Origin of the sequence: Cedecea sp. (genome assembly GCF_036500665.1) — a bacterium.
Lineage (GTDB): Bacteria > Pseudomonadota > Gammaproteobacteria > Enterobacterales > Enterobacteriaceae > Cedecea.
In genome coordinates this window covers 23,657-40,758 of the sequence record NZ_DASYBS010000113.1, presented here as the reverse complement: position 1 = coordinate 40,758, position 17,102 = coordinate 23,657, and the positions used below count along the sequence as shown (strand labels likewise).

Genomic DNA, 17,102 nt, shown 5'->3' with positions numbered 1-17,102 from the left:
GTTACCCTTTTTGCTTTGCGGGCTTATCGGAGGAGACAAAGAAACCCTCCAGCACAATCAGCGCCGCGCCGATACAGATTGCGGTATCGGCCAGATTGAAGGTGGCAAAGTGCCAGTCGCCAACGTAGAAATCGATCATGTCGACGACAAAGCCGTGCCACAAGCGATCGAACAGATTGCCGAGCGCACCGCCAATGATTAACGCATAGGCGATGTTATTCAGCTTCTGACTCGCCTTAGCGCGATACATCATCCACACCAGCGCCACGCAGATACCGATAGCGATACCCGCGAAGAACCAGCGCTGCCAGCCGCCTTTGTCGGCCAGGAAGCTAAATGCCGCGCCATAGTTACGGGCGTAGTGCAAATTCAGGGACGGGAACAGTGACACCGTATCCCCCAGCATGAAGTGCTGGAGGATCAGATATTTACTGCCCAGATCCACAATCAGAACGACCACCACCAGCCACAGCCAGCGCAATCCGGTAGAGAAAATGGGTTTCATCAAGCAAACTTACGTTGTTCGCCGTCACCGGCTACGTTGCTGACACAGCGGCCGCAGATTTCTGCGTGTTCCGCTACCTGACCGATATCGGTAGTGTAATGCCAGCAGCGCGGGCACTTCTCACCGTCGGCTTTACGCAAAGCCACTTTCAACCCCTTGAGGATTTCGCTCTGCTGAGCGTCTTCGCTCGCCTGCGCATAATCGGCAACCGCAGCACCGGAGGTCAACAGGACAAATCGCAATTCATCGCTCAGGCTGTTCAGCTTAGTCGCCAGCGCATTGTCGGCATACAGCGTCACTGCCGCTTCCAGAGAGCCACCGATACGCTTATCAGCACGGGCTTGCTCAATGACTTTGTTCACTTCGCCACGCACGGTCAGCAGGGTGTCCCAGAACTCACCGTTCATCGCTTCGCTTTCCGCCAGGCCAAACAGACCTTCGTACCATTCACCGGTGAACACATATTTCTCGCGAGAACCCGGCAGGTAGCCCCAGATTTCGTCGGCGGTGAAGGACATGATCGGCGCCATCCAGCGCACCAGCGCCTCAGAGATGTGATACAACGCGGTCTGGCAGCTGCGACGCGCAACGCTGTCCGCTTTCGCGGTATACTGGCGGTCTTTAATGATGTCGAGGTAGAACGAGCCCATTTCCACGGAGCAGAAGCGCATCAGACGCTGCACAACTTCGTGGAAATCGTAGTTTTCGTAAGAGGCGATGATATCCGCCTGCGCTTCTTGCGCACAGCCAACGGCCCAGCGATCCAGCACCACCATCTCTTCCGGTTTCACCATATCGGTTTCTGGATTGAAGCCATTCAGGTTTGCCAGCAAGAAGCGCGCGGTGTTACGGATACGACGATAAGCGTCAGCGGAACGTTTCAGAATCTCGTCAGAAACTGCCATTTCACCGGTGTAGTCGGTAGACGCCACCCACAGACGCAGAATGTCCGCACCGAGCTTGTTCATCACGTCCTGCGGGCTAACTGTGTTGCCGATGGACTTGGACATTTTACGGCCCTGACCATCAACGGTGAAGCCGTGGGTCAGTACCTGGCGGTAAGGCGCTTTGCCTTTCATTGCCGTGGAGATCATCAGGGAGGACATAAACCAGCCGCGGTGCTGATCGGAGCCTTCCAGGTACATATCCGCAGAATGGCCGTTAAACTCAGGGCGCGCGTCGACCACGGAGTAATTGGTTGACCCGGAGTCGAACCACACGTCCAGGGTATCAGGCACTTTCACGTAGCTGTCGGCGTCGTCGCCCATGATGTCGCGCGGGTCGAGATCCCACCACGCCTGGATGCCGTCCTGTTCAACGCGCTTAGCCACTTCTTCCATCAGCTCAAGCGAACGTGGGTGCAGCTCTTCAGTCTCTTTATGTACGAACAGAGACATCGGCACGCCCCAGGTACGCTGACGCGAGATACACCAGTCAGGGCGATTCGCTACCATAGATTCGATACGTGCCTGGCCCCAGTCAGGGATCCACTGCACGCCTTTGATCTCTTTCAGAGACTGCGCGCGCAGGCCTTTCTGATCCATGCTGATAAACCATTGCGGGGTGGCACGGAAGATGATAGGCGTTTTGTGGCGCCAGCAGTGTGGGTAGCTGTGCAGCAGTTTTTCAACGTGCAGCAGAGCGCCTTTATCACGCAGGATGTTGACGATCAGGTCGTTAGCCTTGAACACCTGAACGCCGTCGAGGCCTTCGTAGGTGCCCGGCAGATAGCTGCCGTCCGGGCCAACCGGGTTAGCAATTTCCAGACCGTATTTCTGGCTGATGGTGTAGTCGTCCGGGCCATGGCCACCGGCGGTATGTACCGCGCCGGTACCCGCATCCAGCGTGACGTGATCGCCAAGGATTGCCGGGACGTCAAAGCCCATGAACGGATGTTTGAAGCGCAGCAGCTCAAGTTCAGCACCTTTCACGGTACCGAGGATCTGGTAATCGGTGATGGCAGCACGCTTCAGCACGCTCTCCAGCAGATCTTTCGCCACGATCAGCGCCTGGCCTTCAATCTGCACCAGCACGTAGTCGAACTCCGCGCCCAGGGAGATAGCGCGGTTAGCCGGTAATGTCCACGGCGTGGTGGTCCAGATAAGCAGGGAGACCGGGCCATTGACGGCTGAAGCACCAAATTTAGCGTTTACCGCATCAACATCCACGGCGTTGAACGTCACGTCGATAGACGGGGACGTTTTGTCGTAGTACTCGACTTCCGCTTCTGCCAGCGCAGAGCGGCAGTCAACGCACCAGTGAACCGGTTTAGCCCCTTTATGCAGGTGGCCGTTACCGATGATTTTACCCAGCGCACGAATGATGTTGGCTTCGGTATTGAAGTCCATGGTCAGGTATGGACGAGACCAGTCGCCCAGCACGCCCAGACGGATAAAGTCTTCGCGCTGGCCATCCACCTGCTCGGCGGCATATTTGCGGCACGCGGCACGGAACTCGGCGGCAGACACTTTCTCACCAGGTTTGCCGATCAGTTGCTCAACTTTCAGTTCAATCGGCAGACCGTGGCAGTCCCAGCCCGGAACATACGGGGAATCGAAGCCGGCCAGCCCTTTGGACTTGATAATAATATCTTTCAGAATCTTGTTAACTGAGTGACCAATGTGAATGCTACCGTTCGCATAAGGAGGGCCATCATGCAAAATAAAGGATTTTTTGCCCTTCTTCGCATTACGGATGATGCCGTACAGATCGTCATCATTCCAACGCGCCAGCATACCCGGTTCGCGCTTGGCTAAATCGCCGCGCATCGGGAACCCTGTTTCAGGCAAATTTAGGGTAGATTTAAAGTCACTCATTAGATTCTCGGTTCCGTATTTCGGTTAGCCTTTCAGGCATTTGACTCAAAAAATTCTCGGGCTGATACCACATCTCTGGCGATTTGCGCCTTCAGCTCATCGAGTGAAGCAAATCGCTGCTCATTACGTATCTTTTTACGCAGCACTACTTCTATATGGCGACCATAAAGGTCCATTACAACATCCAAAAGATGGACTTCAAGCTGCTGGCGTATGCCCGCCACCGTAGGGCGAGTGCCAATGTTTGCCACGCCAGCAATCGGCTTTTCACCGAGGCCTGAGACTTCAACCGCATAAACCCCTTTGACCGGGGAGACATGGCGGCGCAGCGGCAGGTTCGCCGTAGGGAAGCCAATAGTGCGGCCCAGCTCATCGCCGTGCACTACGCGACCGGAGATCATGAACGGATGCCCCAACAGGCTTTCGGCCTGCTGTAGATCGTCATCGGCCAGCGCCTGGCGTACCGCTGTACTGCTAATACGGACACCCCCCTCGCAAAACGTTTGGGTGCTGGTGATATCAAAACCGTATTCGCAGCCAGCCTTCTGTAATAACAAGAAATCCCCCTGGCGACCAGCACCAAAGCGGAAATCATCACCCACCGCGAGGAATTTCACCCCAAGGCGGTCGACCAACAGGTCGCTAACAAAATTTTGCGCACTTAGCGCGGCGAAACGACGGTCAAAGCGCACACACAGAACATAGTCCACGCCGCACTCGGCCAGATAGCGCAGTTTTTCTCGTAGACGAGTCAGGCGGGCTGGCGCTTTTTCCGGTGCAAACAATTCGAGCGGTTGGGGCTCGAAAATCATGATCATTACCGGGAGGTTGCGCGCACGCCCCTCTTCACACAGGCCCTTCAACAGCGCCTGATGGCCACGATGCACGCCATCGAAATTACCAATGGTGAGTACACACCCGTGGTGCTCCCGGCGCAGATTATGTATACCGCGTATCAGCTTCATGGCTGGCTCAAAACAGTGGAAATTGGCGGATTATACCAACTACCGCGATTAAGGTTAACCGGCGATTGCCGCCTTTAACGTAAAGCTTGAATGAATTCATTGTGCTGGGAAGGGCTTTGCACCCACCTCGTATTTGTCTTGACGAATTTTGATGCGAAAGACTGTATTCCCAAGCCCGATGCTGGTAGAATCCGCGCCATCACACGTAAGAGGTGTCGGAAATTTAACGACGCTTATTTGCACAAATCCATTGACAAAAGAAGGCTAACGGGGCATATTCCTCGGCCTTTGAATTGTCCACATAGATCATATTTGGGAGTTGGACCTTGGCTAATATCAAATCAGCTAAGAAACGTGCTGTACAGTCTGAAAAGGCTCGTAAGCACAACGCAAGCCGTCGCTCTATGATGCGTACTTTCATCAAGAAAGTATACGCAGCGATTGAAACTGGCGACAAAGCTGCTGCACAGAAAGCATTTAACGAAATGCAACCAATCGTGGATCGTCAGGCTAGCAAAGGTCTGATCCACAAAAACAAAGCTGCGCGTCATAAAGCTAACCTGACTGCGCAAATCAACAAACTGGCTTAATCGCTCGTTTGCTGTCGCTTTGATAAAAAAACCGGCTAACGCCGGTTTTTTTATCTCTGCAATTCAGTCCACCTTAAACAACGCCGAATAGTCCTTGCTGCAGATGCGCTGCACCGCAGGATGCTGGATCATGCGTTCAGCGAAAATCGCATGATACTCCTCCAGAACGCTATCCATTCTGCCGACCTCGACGATATCATCATCGTTATAGATATCCTGCGCATACAGCGTGGGAGCCACAAAGATAGCGTTGTGCGCTGCGCCAAACGCTTTCATCAGGGCGGCATCATCAAACTCGCCCAATATCTCAATCTTCAGCCCCTGAATGTTAATCCAGTTAAGCAACTTACGCCCCAGCATTGAACGGCGCCCGGGAATAAGCAAACGACGGGTTTCAAGACAGGCCGGAAAAGGTTGTTCCGGCGCAGGCCCCTTGCACCAGAAGCTGATACCGCACTCGCCAAGCTTCACTGAAAACAACCCCTCTTGCTGGGTAGAATCAATCGGGCAATCTGAAATGATCATATCCAGCTTATGCTGGCTCAACTGCTCGAGCAGCATTTCATGGGTCGATTCAAAACAGCGCAAGTGAATTTGCTCATCTTCAACCACTGCCGCGTCCAGCACGCCGCTCACCAGGCGCTTGGATAACGCATCCGCGACGCCAACATCAAACAGAATATTCGCCTCTTTACGGTAGTTAACGATATCCAGCATTTCCTGGCTTAAGGTAAACATTCTGTCGGCGTAGCGAAAGACAAGCTGCCCCAGCTCTGAAGGCACAAGCCCCCTTCCCTGACGGCGAAATAATTTCCCCTGCAGGCGCTCTTCAAGCGCTTTAATTTGCCCGGTGATCGTTTGCGGAGTCAGGAACAACGCTTCGGCAGCACCGACGACTGACCCCTCTTTGCAGACGTGCCAGAAATAATAAAGATGGTTGTAATTAATATGGGACATGCCCTTCACTCCCTGAGAGTTAATCCATTATCGGGTCATCAGACGATGACCCGTTTACCAGTACCGTCATGAAGTCGCCTTAGGCAACCGTGCTTTTAGCATGGTAAAACCTACGACAGCTGAAAGTAACGACCCCAGCAAAATCCCCAGCTTCGCCCAGGTAATCAGCTCGGCATCCACGTCGCCAAATGCCAGCGAGGCGATGAAAATCGACATCGTAAAACCAATGCCGCACAGCACGCCCACCGCCATAATATCCCTGAAGCTTGTGCCCTCCGGCAGCGAGGCAAACTTAAACTTAAGCGCCAGCCAGCAGAACAGACTAATGCCCAGCGGCTTACCGATAAACAACCCGGCAATAATGCCGAGCGGTAGCAGAGATGTCAGCCCCTGCAGCGTCACCCCGTTTAGTGAAACCCCGGCGTTGGCAAAAGCAAACAGCGGCAGGATCAGGAAAGCAACCCAGGGATGCAGCACGTGCTCCAGCTCCTGAGCGGGCGAGCGCCCTTTATGCTCTTTTAGCGGGATGAAGAAGCCAATAATCACACCGGCAAGTGTGGCATGCACGCCTGATTTTAATACCGCCGTCCAAAGTATTATGCCAACCAGTATATAGACGCCGGTTCGACGGACGTTAAACAGGTTCAGTAATGCCAGAGCAACAATCGCCGCCGCCGCAACGCCCAACGACATCATCGAGAGATCGTGGGTATAAAACAGCGCGATAATCACAATTGCCCCGAGGTCATCGATAATCGCCAGCGCCATCAGGAAGACCTTCAGCGCCAGCGGAACGCGGTTGCCCAGCAGCGCCAGGATCCCTAAAGCAAACGCGATGTCGGTTGCTGCCGGAATAGCCCAACCTTCACGCGTTACCGGATCGGCATAGTTAAAAGCCAGATACAGTAGGGCCGGAACCACCATCCCGCCCAGAGCGGCAATGACGGGAAACGCAGCCTGACGGCGATCGGCTAATGAACCGATAACCATTTCCCGCTTCACCTCCAGGCCAATCATCAGAAAGAAAATCGCCATCAGGGCGTCGTTGACCCACAGCAGCAGATTTTTACTGATATCCAGCGGCCCTATTCGCACCTCAACAGGCGTGGCAAGGAAAGCCTCGTAGCCACCGCTGGTCGAGCCCATATTGGCAAGTAACATCGCCAGCGCGGCGGCAACAATCAAAAAAATACCGCCTGCGGCATCATTTTGAAAAAAACGTTGCAGATTTTTAGTCATTATTTCACCCAGTTATCTAAGCAGCCAATTCATCCTGAACACTATTATGGTAGCCAGCATAGCGACAATGATACATCGATAAAATCAGCTTATATGGCAAGCATAGATCGTAAAAACCGAGCATTTATAGGCGACATAAAAAAACCTGAACCGAATGAAGCAGTTCAGGTTTTTTCGACATTGGAGCCGGAAGAAATCAGCGGGTCAAATCGTCAAAGAATTTCTTCACGCCGTCGAAGAAACTCTTAGAACGCGGGCTGTTATTCGCCCCCGTAGGCCCACCGAAGCTCTCTTCTAAATCACGAAGCAGCTTTTTCTGTTTTTCGTTCAGGCTAACCGGTGTCTCGACGACAACGCGGCACAGCAGATCGCCCTGAGCACCACCGCGTACCGATTTCACACCTTTACCACGCATTCTGAACAGCTTGCCGGTTTGTGTCTCATTCGGCACCTTCAGCTTAACGCGGCCATCAAGCGTAGGGACTTCAATTTCCCCACCCAGCGCGGCCATCGCAAAGTTGATCGGCACTTCGCAGTACAGGTTATTACCTTCACGCTCAAAGATTGGGTGCTGTTTCACCTGAACCTGAACGTACAGATCGCCTGATGGTGCGCCGTGTTCACCCGCTTCACCTTCGCCAGAAAGACGAATACGGTCGCCGGTGTCCACGCCAGCCGGGATTTTTACCGACAGCGTTTTGGTTTTCTCTACGCGACCGTGGCCGTGGCAGCTGTTGCACGGATCTTTAATGATGGTGCCGCGGCCCTGGCAATGAGGACAGCTTTGCTGCACGGTAAAGAAACCCTGACGCATCTGTACCTGGCCCTGCCCGTGGCAGGTTGGACAGGTCTGCGGGGAAGAACCTTTTTTCGCGCCGCTGCCGTGGCAAACCTCACACTCTTCCAGCGTCGGGATACGGATCTCTTTGGTGACGCCACGAACCGCTTCTTCAAGCGTTAAGTCCATGTTGTAGCGCAGGTCCGCACCACGGGACGCACGTTGACGGCGTCCGCCACCAAAAATGTCGCCAAATACGTCGCCAAAGATATCGCTGAAGTCCGCACCGCCGCCGCCAAAGCCGCCACCGCCGCCCATACCGCCCTGCTCAAACGCAGCGTGGCCGTACTGATCGTAGGCCGCACGTTTTTGATCGTCGGTGAGGATCTCGTAGGCTTCTTTGATCTCTTTGAACTTCGCCTCGGCCTCTTTATCACCCTGGTTACGGTCCGGATGGAACTTCATCGCCAGGCGCTTGTAGGCTTTTTTGATTTCACGCTCATCCGCTGACTTCGGAACGCCTAAAACCTCGTAATAGTCTCTCTTCGCCATCTCTTTTTTCTGCCCTTAACATACGAGCACGGGCGTGGAGTAAACTCCGCGCCCGTGCCGGTTAATTACCCTGCATCAGGGCGATTATTTTTTATCTTTAACTTCTTCGAACTCGGCATCAACAACATCGTCGTCTTTGCCAGCGTTAGCGCTGCCTGCATCTGCGGCATTGCCAGCCTGCTGCTCAGCGTGCTGCTGCTGAGCCAGTTCCATCAGCTTCTGAGAAACCTGAGCCAGCGCCTGCATTTTGGCTTCGATGTCCGCTTTATCTTCGCCTTTCAGAGACGCTTCCAGCGCGGTCAGCGCAGACTCGATCGCAGTTTTGTCGTCAGCCGGCAGTTTGTCACCAGCTTCTTCAACCTGCTTACGGGTGCTGTGCAGCAGATGGTCACCCTGGTTACGGGTCTGAACCAGCTCTTCGAACTTACGGTCAGCTTCGGCGTTTGCTTCTGCATCACGTACCATTTTCTCGATTTCTTCTTCGTTCAGACCGGAAGAAGCCTTGATGGTGATCTTCTGCTCTTTACCGCTATTTTTATCTTTCGCGGAAACGTGCAGGATACCGTCAGCATCGATATCAAAGGTCACTTCGATCTGCGGCATACCGCGCGGTGCCGGGCTGATCCCATCCAGGTTGAACTGACCCAGTGATTTGTTATCGGAGGCGCGTTTACGCTCCCCCTGAATCACGTGAATGGTTACCGCAGACTGGTTGTCTTCCGCGGTAGAGAACACCTGGCTGTGCTTGGTCGGAATAGTGGTGTTTTTGTTGATCAGCGCAGTCATCACGCCGCCCATGGTTTCGATACCCAGAGACAGAGGGGTAACGTCCAGCAGCAGTACGTCTTTCACTTCACCCGTCAGAACACCACCCTGAACCGCTGCACCGATAGCAACAGCTTCATCCGGGTTAACGTCTTTACGCGGCTCTTTACCAAAGAACTCGGCAACTTTTTTCTGCACCATTGGCATACGCGTCTGCCCGCCGACCAGGATAACGTCCTGAATATCGGAAACGGACAGGCCAGCATCCTGCAGTGCAACTTTCAGCGGCTCGATAGAACGGTTTACCAGGTCTTCAACCAGGGATTCCAGTTTCGCACGGGTCACTTTGATGTTCATGTGTTTTGGACCGGTCGCGTCTGCAGTGATGTACGGCAGGTTCACGTCGGTCTGCTGCGCGGAAGAAAGCTCGATTTTCGCTTTTTCTGCCGCTTCTTTCAGGCGCTGCATGGCCAGCGGATCGTTACGCAGGTCAATGCCCTGATCTTTCTTAAACTCGTCAACGAGGTAGTTAATCATGCGGCTATCGAAGTCTTCACCACCCAGGTGGGTATCACCGTTGGTTGCCAGTACTTCGAAGGTTTTTTCACCGTCAACTTCGTCGATTTCGATAATGGAGATATCGAAGGTACCACCACCGAGGTCGTAAACCGCGATAGTGCGGTTACCCACTTCTTTATCCAGACCGTAAGCCAGCGCGGCAGCGGTTGGTTCGTTGATGATACGTTTGACTTCCAGACCTGCGATACGGCCGGCGTCTTTCGTTGCCTGACGCTGAGCATCGTTGAAGTAAGCAGGTACGGTGATAACAGCTTCGGTTACCGGCTCACCCAGGTAATCTTCCGCGGTTTTCTTCATTTTCTTCAGCACTTCAGCAGAGATCTGCGGCGGTGCCATTTTCTGACCTTTTACGTCAATCCATGCGTCGCCGTTGTCAGCGCCGATGATTTTGTAAGGCATGATGGCTTCATCACGCTGCACTTCTTCGTCCTGGAAGCGACGGCCAATCAGGCGTTTGATCGCAAACAGAGTGTTTTGCGGGTTAGTCACTGCCTGACGTTTAGCCGGCTGACCTACCAGGATTTCGCCGTCCTGAGTGTAAGCAATGATAGAAGGCGTGGTGCGGTCGCCCTCGGCGTTCTCCAGCACACGAGCAGTTGTACCATCCATAATCGCGACACAAGAGTTGGTTGTCCCCAGGTCGATACCAATAATTTTACCCATCTAAACGTCTCCACTAAAAATTCGTCATCATGTGGTTGTGAACCTGTTATGCGGGCAAAAGCATCTGTTTCAACTGCCCGAAGCGTTTTTTTTCAGGTCCGCCAACTGCGGTTGCATACAAGATGGGGTCGCAACGCCTGCCATCAAGGGGCAGGTGAAAAAAAATTTTCTGCTTTCCCCCCGCTCAGATCATAGACGGCGACGTGCAGCCTGATTATTATGCCGCGCCCGCAACCGGACTCCCGGCTGCGTGGCATTAATTGACATTACATTTCAGATGAATTTTTCAGAGGAACTATGGGCAACACTAAGTTGGCTAATCCAGCTCCCCTGGGCTTAATGGGCTTCGGCATGACCACCATTTTGCTCAACCTGCATAACGCAGGTATTTTTGGTTTTGACGTTACTATCCTCGCGATGGGGATTTTCTACGGTGGGATCGCGCAAATCTTCGCGGGCCTGCTGGAGTTTAAAAAAGGGAACACTTTCGGTTTAACCGCCTTCACCTCTTACGGCTCTTTCTGGCTGACGCTGGTGGCGATTCTGCTGATGCCTAAAATGGGCCTGAGTGATGCGGCCAACGGCCACTTCCTCGGCGCGTACCTGGGCCTGTGGGGCGTATTCACGCTGTTCATGTTCTTCGGCACCCTGAAAGCGCCACGCATGCTGCAGTTCGTGTTTGCCAGCCTGACCGTGCTGTTTGCCCTGCTGGCGATTGGCCACCTGGCGGATAACGAAGCTATCGTTAAGGTTGCTGGCTGGATTGGCCTGGTTTGTGGCGCAAGCGCTATCTACCTCGCAATGGGTGAAGTGCTGAACGAGCAGTTTGGCCGCACCGTGCTGCCAATCGGCGAAAAACACTAATCTTCCTTTAGCGGAAACTAAAACGCGGAGCCCTGCTCCGCGTTGAAACTACTGGCAAAATTGACTGTTTTAAACAGGGTTGTACTCAGACCTAATAAAAACAATGAATTATGTTCTCTGGTTTGCCCAAACAGTCGAAAACCACGTTTTTCGACTGTTTGTCATCAATCTAAACGCGGAGCCCTGCTCCGCGTTTTTTTATTCAGGACGAAGTAAATGCCCCTTCTTCTATCTCATCCTGATGATGAATATCCTTTCTTAACCAAATTCCCATCACCAACCCCACGATAGCCAGCGCCAGCACGTACCAGGCCGGAGCCATCGGTGAAACACCCATCAGCATGGTCACCGCAATCGGCGTCAGGCCGCCGAAAATGGCATACGACAAGTTGTAAGAGAAGGATATGCCGGTGAAACGAACCTGTGCCGGAAACGCCCGCACCATGACAAACGGCACCGCGCCAACCACGCCCACGCTCAACCCGACCAGACCATACAGCAGGAAGAGATGTTCGGGATGAGTTCCGCTCAGGTGGTAAAACAACCAGCTGCACACGGCAAGCAGAACACTACCGAAGATAAAGGTTTTCCCCGCACCAAAGCGATCGGCCGCCAGCCCTGCCAGCAGGCAGCCAACACACAGCATAATCGTAGCAATGCTGTTCGCCTGCAGCGTCAGGGCTGGCGCAATACCGTGCTGTTTTTGCAGCCAAATCGGTGACATCAAAATCACCACCACGATGCAGGCGGAAAGCAGCCAGGTCAGCAGCATAGAAACGACCACCGCTTTTTTATGGCCAACTATCACCGATTTGAGCGGCAGCTCTTCGGCCAGCGCCTTACGCTGCTGCATTTCGAGGAAAACAGGCGTTTCACGCAGCCAGCGGCGCAGGTACATCGCCACCAGGCCGAAAATCCCGCCCAGGAAGAAAGGAATACGCCAGCCGCCATCGTGAATAGCCTGCTGAGTCATTGAGGTATTGATGATGGTTGCCACTACAGAACCCAGCAGAATCCCGACGGTCAGCCCCATCGTTAAGATACCGCAGGCAATACCGATGCGCTTTTCCGGAGCGTGTTCGGAAACGAACACCCAGGCTCCAGGGACTTCTCCCCCAATTGCCGCCCCCTGCAGGATACGCATCAGCAATAACAGCAACGGAGCCGCAATCCCTAATGACGCATAGGTCGGCAACAGGCCAATAGCCAGCGTCGGAACAGCCATCAGCAGAATGCTGAGGGTAAACATCTTTTTGCGCCCCACCAGATCGCCAAAATGCGCCATGACGACACCGCCCAGAGGACGCACGAGATAGCCCGCAGCAAAGATGGCGAACGTTTGCACCTGGCGCAGCCACTCAGGGATGTCAGCCGGGAAGAAAAGCTCTCCCAGTACGGCCGCAAAGAAGACGAAAATGATGAAGTCGTAGAATTCGAGTGCACCGCCGAGGGCGGCAAGCGTCAGGGTTTTATAGTCCTGGCGATTAAGAGGTCTGGCGTGCTGTTTTGACATAGGGGACCGCTTGTAAAGAGGAGTGTTAATTATTTTTTCCGTTTGTATGTAAAGCCAGAGTTACTATAACGGTTAAATGTTAACACTCCATAACAATTCGATCTTATGTCACAAAAGCTGATTATTCAGGGTTTTGTTTCGCGACGTGCGCTTTTAGGACGAAAAGCTGCTACAATCCCGGCATCGGTTTCGATATAAGGCCCATCCAGCAACTGTATACAATACGGTACACTTGCAAAAATACCCGGCACGATAACCTTCCCACTTTCTTCCTTCACGCCTTCCAGCGTCTCCTGGATAGACTTCGGCTGGCCGGGTAGGTTAAGGATCAATGCCTGCTTACGGATAACACCAACCTGACGCGAAAGGATAGCCGTCGGGACAAAATGCAGGCTGATTTGACGCATCTGTTCACCAAAGCCTGGCATCACGCGGTCTGCAACCGCAAGCGTCGCATCCGGCGTAACGTCACGGCGCGCGGGGCCGGTTCCGCCGGTGGTCAGCACCAAATGGCAGCCCATCTCATCGACCAGCTCGCAAAGCGTTTGCTCAATAATAGGCTGTTCATCGGGGATCAGGCGAGTTTGCATCTCAAAAGGCGTGGTCAGGGTGTTTTCCAGCCATTCCTGCAGCGCAGGGATGCCCTTGTCCTGGTACACACCGCTGGAAGCGCGGTCAGAAATGGACACAAGTCCAATGCGTAAGGTATTCATAAAGTTTCCGGAAATCAGCAAGCCTGAGCGGAATGATACACGGCGAAAGAGGATGCAGACAGGGGAAGCGGTGAAAAGCGTGGCCGACAGGCGCCGGCCACGGAAATGGTTACAGCAGGTCGCCGATCATTTTTTCCAGTTTTTCCTGGTCGATAGCAAACTTACGGATACCGTCCGCCAGTTTGTCTACGGCCATTGGGTCCTGGTTATGCTGCCACAGGAACTGGGACTCGGTGATGCGCTCAGGGCGCGCCTTCACTTCACCGCTATAGCTCAGCTTACGCTCGATTGCGCCTTCGCTTTCTGCCAGCTCTTTCAGCAGGGCAGGTGCGATGGTCAGACGGTCACAGCCAGCCAGCTCGATGATTTCACCGACGTTACGGAAGCTTGCGCCCATCACCACGGTTTCATAGCCGTGCTGCTTGTAGTACTGGTAGATTTCGGTCACGGACACCACGCCCGGATCTTCCTGCGGCGCATACTCTTTCTTGTCGGTGTTAGCTTTGTACCAGTCCAGGATACGGCCCACGAACGGAGAAATCAGGAACACGCCAGCTTCTGCACAGGCACGAGCCTGAGCGAAGGAGAACAGCAGGGTCAGGTTACAGTTGATGCCTTCTTTTTCCAGCTGCTCTGCAGCGCGGATGCCCTGCCAGGTAGAAGCCAGTTTAATCAGAATGCGATCGTTGCTGATGCCGGCGTCGTTATAGAGCTTGATCAGGTGTTTCGCTTTAGCGATGCTGGCTTCGGTGTCATAAGACAGGCGAGCATCAACTTCGGTAGAAATACGGCCAGGGATCAGCTTCAGAATTTCCAGGCCGATGTTCACAGCCAGCTTATCGGAAGCGTCAATCACCTGCTGAGCACGGTCGTTGCTCTGGCTACGCGCCCAGGTAATCGCTTCGTCAATCAGTTTGCGGTACTCAGGGATCTGCGCTGCGTTAAGGATCAGAGAAGGGTTGGTAGTAGCATCTTGCGGCTGGTACAGCTTCATTGCCGCGATATCTCCGGTGTCAGCAACCACGGTGGTCAGTTGACGCAAAGAAGTCAATTTATCCGTCATAATGAGTGTTTCTCTTCAGGTGTAGCTTGTTAGGGAGATGTAACCGGTCTGACTTGATGATATCACGCCGCCCATCAGGTGCAACCGCGACAAGTGCTGTCCGTCCAGTGGACCAGAATATGATAAACTCGGCCGCCAATTTATCTGTAACGTAATGGACTGCATGGCCCGGGCCCGTCAACCTCGCCGCCATCACGCATTAACAAGAGGGACGTTAATGACAGATTTCTTATTATTTATCAACGAAGTGCTTTGGGGCTCGGTGTTGCTCTGGCTGCTGATTGGCGCAGGCATCTGGTTCACCTTCCGCAGCGGCTTCGTCCAGTTCCGCTATTTTACCCGTCTACGCATTTTCCTTCTCAACAGCAACTCAGCCGATCCTTCCGGAATATCCCCATTCCAGGCGCTCTGCACCAGCCTTGCCGCTCGCGTGGGCAGCGGAAATCTTGCGGGTATCGCGCTTGCCATCTCTGCAGGTGGTCCCGGCTCGGTTTTCTGGATGTGGGTTGCTGCAGTACTCAGCATGGCCACCGCCTTTGCAGAATGCTCGCTCGCCCAGCTCTATAAGAGCCGGGACAAAGACGGAAACTATCGCGGCGGCCCGGCCTGGTACATGGAGCGCGGCCTTGGCATGCGCTGGATGGGCGTGCTGTTTTCCGTCTTTTTGATCGTTGCCTTCGGCATGATATTTAACGCCGTTCAGGCTAACTCCATCGCTATCGCCACACACTATGCGTTTGACGTGCCAAAAATCTGGGTAGGCGTTTTCCTGGTTGCCGTCACCGCGCTGGTTATCTGGCGTGGAATGAGAACCATCGCCCGGCTCTCGCAATGGCTGGTGCCGCTGATGGCATTACTATGGGTGTGCATGAGCCTGTATGTTGTTGTCCTGCACATTGAACGCTTCCCGGAGGTGATCAGGCTGATTTTCAGCCACGCTTTTGGCTGGCATGAAGCCGCTTCAGGTGCGCTGGGCTATACCGTGAGCCAGGCCATCACCAACGGTTTTCAGCGCGGGATGTTTTCCAACGAGGCGGGCATGGGCTCCACGCCTAACGCCGCAGCCGCCGCAGCGGCATGGCCTCCACACCCGGCGACTCAGGGCGTGGTACAAATGTTTGGTGTGTTAATCGACACGCTAATCATCTGCACCGCGACCGCCGCCATCGTGCTGATGTCCGGCATGATAGACGGCATTGAAACCTCGCGTAGCGGCATTATCCTGGTTCAGCAGGCGTTTAGCTCGGCGGTTGGCGGCTGGGGTAGCGGCTTTATCGTGATAATCGTCTTCCTGTTCGCCTTCACGTCCATCATGGCGAACTACACCTACGCAGAGAACAATTTGCTGTTCCTCAACCAGGACAGCCGCGCGCTGAAATTTTTACTGCGCTTTATGGTGCTCACAATGGTGATGTTCGGTACGCAGGCCGCGCTGCCGCTGGTCTGGCAGCTGGCGGATGTCGCGATGGCCATCATGGCGATAACCAATATCACGGCGATCCTGCTGCTCTCACCCGTGGTGAAAGCGATAGCGGCGGATTATTTACGCCAGCAAAAGCTCGGGATCTCCCCAATATTCAATCCAAACCGTTTTCCTGACATTAAGAACCAGCTTGCGCCCGGCGTTTGGGACAGAGACGTTGAAAAAAAACCTTAGCTAATCGCAGCCATAGGCCGCCACGTCCGGGAAATTTGCTAAAGTAACGGCCAAACTATGCAAGGAGTGGACATGCTAATTCTTATCTCACCTGCCAAGACGCTGGATTACCAAAGCGAGCTGCCTACGGACCGCTACACACAGCCTGAACTGCTGGAATACTCCCAGCAGTTAATCAGCGTTGCCCGCAAGCTTAGCGCGCCGCAAATTGCCTCGCTGATGAGCATCAGCGACAAGCTGGCTTCGCTTAACGAAACGCGCTTCCATGAGTGGCAGCCGGCGTTCACTCCGCAAAACGCTCGCCCGGCTATTCTTGCGTTTAAAGGCGATGTTTATACCGGCCTGCAGGCCGAAGAGTTTAGCGAAGCGGACTTTGATTTCGCCCAGCAGCACCTGCGTATGCTTTCCGGACTCTACGGCGTACTGCGTCCGCTGGACCTGATGCAGCCTTACCGTCTGGAAATGGGCATCCGCCTCGAAAACCCGAAAGGCAAAGATCTTTATCACTTCTGGGGCGACACAATTACCGAGAAGCTGAACCAGGTACTGGCGACGCAGGGTGACAATGTCGTGGTAAACCTGGCGTCTGATGAATACTTTAAAGCGGTTAAGCCGAAGAAGCTGAATGCGGAAATCATCAAGCCAGTCTTCCTGGATGAGAAGAACGGCAAGTTTAAAGTCATTAGCTTCTATGCGAAAAAAGCGCGCGGGCTGATGAGCCGCTACATCATTGAGAATCGCCTGACGAAGCCCGAACAGCTGAAAGCGTTTAATACCGACGGCTATTTCTTTGATCAAGACGCCTCGCAGAAAAACGAGCTGGTGTTTAAGCGCCACGAGCAATAAAAAAACGCCAGCGCTAAGCTGGCGTTTTACTTTGAAC

Annotated in this window: 14 protein-coding genes; 4 read left to right on the top strand and 10 right to left on the bottom strand. The window is 53.8% G+C overall.

Annotated features, from left to right (window positions below; translation table 11 throughout):
- Nucleotide 1: 1 nt before the first annotated feature.
- Genes lspA through ribF form a run of 3 tightly spaced genes read right to left on the bottom strand, consistent with a single transcriptional unit; the run spans nucleotide 2 to nucleotide 4,286 of the window.
- Nucleotides 2-508: a signal peptidase II gene (gene lspA / locus VGM55_RS19175; protein WP_039290186.1), complete on the bottom strand. Its 507-nt coding sequence runs from the start codon at nucleotides 506-508 to the stop codon at nucleotides 2-4.
- The gene (gene ileS / locus VGM55_RS19170) at nucleotides 505-3,321 is read right to left on the bottom strand and encodes an isoleucine--tRNA ligase (RefSeq protein ID WP_154187146.1); all 2,817 of its coding nucleotides are present in this window, start codon (nucleotides 3,319-3,321) and stop codon (nucleotides 505-507) included. Before ileS ends, lspA begins: the two co-directional genes overlap by 4 nt.
- Before the next feature lie 32 nt (nucleotides 3,322-3,353).
- Nucleotides 3,354-4,286, bottom strand: coding sequence for a bifunctional riboflavin kinase/FAD synthetase (gene ribF, locus VGM55_RS19165; RefSeq protein WP_154187145.1), 933 nt, complete (start codon nucleotides 4,284-4,286; stop codon nucleotides 3,354-3,356).
- Nucleotides 4,287-4,612: 326 nt separating this feature from the next.
- Between ribF and rpsT the strand changes: the two genes are divergently transcribed.
- Nucleotides 4,613-4,876 (top strand): 30S ribosomal protein S20, encoded by a 264-nt coding sequence (gene rpsT / locus VGM55_RS19160; RefSeq protein ID WP_039897887.1) that lies wholly within the window; start codon nucleotides 4,613-4,615, stop codon nucleotides 4,874-4,876.
- 63 nt (nucleotides 4,877-4,939) lie between these two features.
- On the opposite strand, the gene nhaR is transcribed toward rpsT, so the two are convergent.
- The 4 genes from nhaR to dnaK all read right to left on the bottom strand — a co-directional run bounded on the left by nhaR (nucleotide 4,940) and on the right by dnaK (nucleotide 10,409).
- Nucleotides 4,940-5,833 carry a transcriptional activator NhaR gene (gene nhaR / locus VGM55_RS19155; protein WP_154187144.1) on the bottom strand — a complete coding sequence of 298 codons (894 nt, stop codon included), beginning with the start codon at nucleotides 5,831-5,833 and terminating at the stop codon, nucleotides 4,940-4,942.
- Nucleotides 5,834-5,899: 66 nt separating this feature from the next.
- Nucleotides 5,900-7,072: a Na+/H+ antiporter NhaA gene (gene nhaA, locus VGM55_RS19150; RefSeq protein ID WP_154187143.1), complete on the bottom strand. Its 1,173-nt coding sequence runs from the start codon at nucleotides 7,070-7,072 to the stop codon at nucleotides 5,900-5,902.
- A gap of 196 nt (nucleotides 7,073-7,268) precedes the next feature.
- The gene (dnaJ, locus tag VGM55_RS19145; protein ID WP_154187142.1) at nucleotides 7,269-8,402 is read right to left on the bottom strand and encodes a molecular chaperone DnaJ; all 1,134 of its coding nucleotides are present in this window, start codon (nucleotides 8,400-8,402) and stop codon (nucleotides 7,269-7,271) included.
- Nucleotides 8,403-8,486: 84 nt separating this feature from the next.
- Nucleotides 8,487-10,409, bottom strand: a complete 1,923-nt coding sequence (gene dnaK, locus VGM55_RS19140; protein WP_154187141.1) for a molecular chaperone DnaK — start codon at nucleotides 10,407-10,409, stop codon at nucleotides 8,487-8,489.
- 297 nt (nucleotides 10,410-10,706) lie between these two features.
- Between dnaK and satP the strand changes: the two genes are divergently transcribed.
- Entirely contained in the window at nucleotides 10,707-11,273 is a 567-nt protein-coding gene (gene satP, locus VGM55_RS19135) for an acetate uptake transporter (protein WP_038475702.1), read from the top strand.
- 202 nt (nucleotides 11,274-11,475) lie between these two features.
- On the opposite strand, the gene VGM55_RS19130 is transcribed toward satP, so the two are convergent.
- The 3 genes from VGM55_RS19130 to tal form a co-directional block, all read right to left on the bottom strand.
- Nucleotides 11,476-12,786: an MFS transporter gene (locus VGM55_RS19130; protein WP_331636361.1), complete on the bottom strand. Its 1,311-nt coding sequence runs from the start codon at nucleotides 12,784-12,786 to the stop codon at nucleotides 11,476-11,478.
- 125 nt (nucleotides 12,787-12,911) lie between these two features.
- The gene (mog, locus tag VGM55_RS19125; protein ID WP_331636360.1) at nucleotides 12,912-13,499 is read right to left on the bottom strand and encodes a molybdopterin adenylyltransferase; all 588 of its coding nucleotides are present in this window, start codon (nucleotides 13,497-13,499) and stop codon (nucleotides 12,912-12,914) included.
- 109 nt (nucleotides 13,500-13,608) lie between these two features.
- Nucleotides 13,609-14,562: a transaldolase gene (gene tal, locus VGM55_RS19120; RefSeq protein WP_331636358.1), complete on the bottom strand. Its 954-nt coding sequence runs from the start codon at nucleotides 14,560-14,562 to the stop codon at nucleotides 13,609-13,611.
- 217 nt (nucleotides 14,563-14,779) lie between these two features.
- On the opposite strand from tal, the gene VGM55_RS19115 reads away from it, so the two are divergent.
- The gene (locus VGM55_RS19115) at nucleotides 14,780-16,219 is read left to right on the top strand and encodes a sodium:alanine symporter family protein (protein WP_331636357.1); all 1,440 of its coding nucleotides are present in this window, start codon (nucleotides 14,780-14,782) and stop codon (nucleotides 16,217-16,219) included.
- Between the two features lie 72 nt (nucleotides 16,220-16,291).
- Nucleotides 16,292-17,065 carry a peroxide stress protein YaaA gene (gene yaaA, locus VGM55_RS19110; RefSeq protein WP_331636356.1) on the top strand — a complete coding sequence of 258 codons (774 nt, stop codon included), beginning with the start codon at nucleotides 16,292-16,294 and terminating at the stop codon, nucleotides 17,063-17,065.
- The last annotated feature ends 37 nt before the right edge of the window (nucleotides 17,066-17,102 follow it).

Bases quoted from the DNA above. Each gene is read 5' to 3' on its own strand.
- nhaA (WP_154187143.1), bottom strand. From the start codon at position 7,072: ATGACTAAAAATCTGCAACGTTTTTTTCAAAATGATGCCGCAGGCGGT.
- yaaA (WP_331636356.1), top strand. From the start codon at position 16,292: ATGCTAATTCTTATCTCACCTGCCAAGACGCTGGATTACCAAAGCGAG.
- tal (WP_331636358.1), bottom strand. From the start codon at position 14,562: ATGACGGATAAATTGACTTCTTTGCGTCAACTGACCACCGTGGTTGCT.
- VGM55_RS19130 (WP_331636361.1), bottom strand. From the start codon at position 12,786: ATGTCAAAACAGCACGCCAGACCTCTTAATCGCCAGGACTATAAAACC.
- dnaK (WP_154187141.1), bottom strand. From the start codon at position 10,409: ATGGGTAAAATTATTGGTATCGACCTGGGGACAACCAACTCTTGTGTC.
- ileS (WP_154187146.1), bottom strand. From the start codon at position 3,321: ATGAGTGACTTTAAATCTACCCTAAATTTGCCTGAAACAGGGTTCCCG.
- nhaR (WP_154187144.1), bottom strand. From the start codon at position 5,833: ATGTCCCATATTAATTACAACCATCTTTATTATTTCTGGCACGTCTGC.
- VGM55_RS19115 (WP_331636357.1), top strand. From the start codon at position 14,780: ATGACAGATTTCTTATTATTTATCAACGAAGTGCTTTGGGGCTCGGTG.
- satP (WP_038475702.1), top strand. From the start codon at position 10,707: ATGGGCAACACTAAGTTGGCTAATCCAGCTCCCCTGGGCTTAATGGGC.
- mog (WP_331636360.1), bottom strand. From the start codon at position 13,499: ATGAATACCTTACGCATTGGACTTGTGTCCATTTCTGACCGCGCTTCC.
- dnaJ (WP_154187142.1), bottom strand. From the start codon at position 8,402: ATGGCGAAGAGAGACTATTACGAGGTTTTAGGCGTTCCGAAGTCAGCG.
- ribF (WP_154187145.1), bottom strand. From the start codon at position 4,286: ATGAAGCTGATACGCGGTATACATAATCTGCGCCGGGAGCACCACGGG.